Genomic DNA, 2,353 nt, shown 5'->3' on the forward strand with positions numbered 1-2,353 from the left:
CGCGTGTGTCGATTCTCCGATCATTTCATACCAATTTTCTATCGGTAATTGACTCGCTATTAAGGTCGATTTTGTATCATATCTTGCATCAATTAATTCCAGTAAATCACTCCGTTGTTGAGCCGTTAATGGCTCTAATCCCCAATCATCTAAGATCAGTAAATTGGCAGAGCTAAGCTTGTTGATCAGTTTTCGATAACTACCATCGGCTTGCGCTAGAAACATCTTTTCTAATAGCTCTTTGAGCCTAAAATAATAAACGCTACTCCCTTGTTGGCAGTGGTTTTGACCAAGCGCGCAAGCGAGGTAAGTTTTGCCACAACCTGTTGCTCCTGTGATCAAGATGTTTTGGTGAAGACGAAGCCATTCACCTTGTGCTAATGAACGGATCTGAGCTTTATCGAGTTGTCGTGCTGCGCCATAGTTGAGTTGGGCAAGTGTGCCGCCAACTCTGAACTTTGCTTGTCGCGTTAGGCGATCTATTTTACGCTGATCACGCTGCGTTATTTCATGTTCAAGCAATAAACTTAGCCGCTCTTCGAAGCTTTGTTCAACGTATAAATTGGGTTGCTCGTATTGCTGCAATAGCGCATCACGTATGCCGCTTAGCTTTAAATTACTTAACTGATTATTAACTTGTTGATTGATATTTTGCATAAGTCTTCCTATGGTTTGTTAATTTTTATTAATGGTAATAGTGGTTGCCACGGATATTTTTATGATCAATATCTTGTAGTAAATCACCTTGAGCTTGTGGCAAGGGTTGTTTATCCAAGCCTTTTTCTAAGATAGTCTTTACTTGTTTAACGCGAGTAACACCTGTGGTTAATGCGCGATGACAGGCGGCTTCAAGACGTTGATCACTAAACTTTTTACCTAGGCTTAATAACCCCATACAAGCACGGTAGCTTTGCTCTGGATGTTTTTTAGCTTGCATCAATTGCATAACAAACTGCTCAGTTGATGTGCCAAATTTACTCGCCCAGCGTTCGAACCGCTGTGGTGTCCATTGTTGCTGCTTTTGATGAGCGATAGGCATATGCAGATCAAGCGTGGTGTGCGCACCTTCTCGGTATGATCTGGGGTGAACAGCGACTCGTATGCCTTGATGGTAGAGTGTCACCAACTTCCCGGAGGCATGGGCTTCAAGCTTTTGTTTAATTAAGGTATGTGGCACTGAGTAGTAGTGCTTTTCAATTTCCACATGATAATCAATATGCACGCTCACCTGTTTTACTAAGGTATAGCTGTAAGGCTGTGTAGGCAGTGGTTTGAGTGCAGGTCTGTCGATAGCATCAAACTGACTGAGCCGTGAGCCAGGATGCTTTTTCATTTTACGTTGATTTAAATCGACCAGTAATGCTTGTATTTTCAGGTTCAATTGACGCAAGCTAAAGAAGGTTTCATTGCGAAGGCGCGCCATTATCCAACGTTCAACAATTTGCACACCCACTTCAGCCTTAGCCTTATCCTTTGGTTTATAGGGTCTAGCGGGCACAATGACCGTATCGTAATGTGTCGCTAGTTGTTGGTAGGTTGGATTTAAGTCAGGCTCATATCGACACGGTTTGGTGACGGCACTTTTAAGGTTGTCAGGAATTATTAGCTCAGGAACACCGCCAAGAAACTCAAAACAACGGGCGTGACTCATCACCCAATCTTCGAGTTTCTGGCTGTAAGTCGCTTCGGCATAGGTATAATTTGATGCACCCATGACCGCAACGAACACTTGTGCAGTACGACACTCGCCTGTACTTGTATCAACAATACTCATGGTTGGGCCACAGTAATCCACAAACAGTTTTTCACCTGCTTTATGATTTTGTCGCATGGAGGGTTTTTGGCATTTAAGCCATGCCTTGTACTGACGGCAGAAGTGAGTGTAACTGTAAAAACCTTCCGCGTGCCGCTCTTTGTATTCTTCCCAAAGCAGCAACAACGTCATGGTTTTAGGCCGAAGCTCTTGCTGAACTAACGACCAGTCAGGAATGGTAAAGCCCTTTAATCGAGGCTTTGTTTTGAAGAACGCTTGTTGCAGAGCGTGATCATCCCACTTCTCATCAAGCGGCCAGTAAGTAATATCTAACTCTGCTGATTTACAGGCATATTTAGACACGATTGAGGGTGAAACAGATAAGCTTGTTGCTATCTGACGATGACTGAGTTTACAGCTGTATTTTAGTCTTAAAATCTCTTTAAGTTTACGCATTGAAATAGGTGCCGTTGGCATGGTCATTCTCATCATCAAAAATGAAAAGAATAACGGTTAAAAACACCTACTGGCTAGACAAAAACGTGTACAAATTGAACGATACCATTCAAGCCGATCACTCAATACCATTTTGACCGAAAA

At 42.8% G+C, this 2,353-nt stretch carries 2 protein-coding genes; both read right to left on the reverse strand.

Features of this window, described 5'->3' with window-relative positions; all coding sequences use genetic code 11:
- The coding region (istB, locus tag J5X91_RS17915; protein ID WP_208835388.1) for an IS21-like element ISShfr5 family helper ATPase IstB at positions 1–657 on the reverse strand (657 nt) is incomplete at its 3' end.
- Between the two features lie 28 nt (positions 658–685).
- Positions 686–2,230, reverse strand: a complete 1,545-nt coding sequence (gene istA / locus J5X91_RS17920; RefSeq protein ID WP_086961189.1) for an IS21 family transposase — start codon at positions 2,228–2,230, stop codon at positions 686–688.
- Positions 2,231–2,353: the final 123 nt, after the last annotated feature.

It is taken from the genome of Pseudoalteromonas sp. K222D, from assembly GCF_017653575.1.
GTDB classification, from domain to species: domain Bacteria; phylum Pseudomonadota; class Gammaproteobacteria; order Enterobacterales; family Alteromonadaceae; genus Pseudoalteromonas; species Pseudoalteromonas nigrifaciens.

Coding starts and splice junctions, on each gene's coding strand:
- istA (WP_086961189.1), bottom strand. CDS start 2,230: ATGCCAACGGCACCTATTTCAATGCGTAAACTTAAAGAGATTTTAAGA.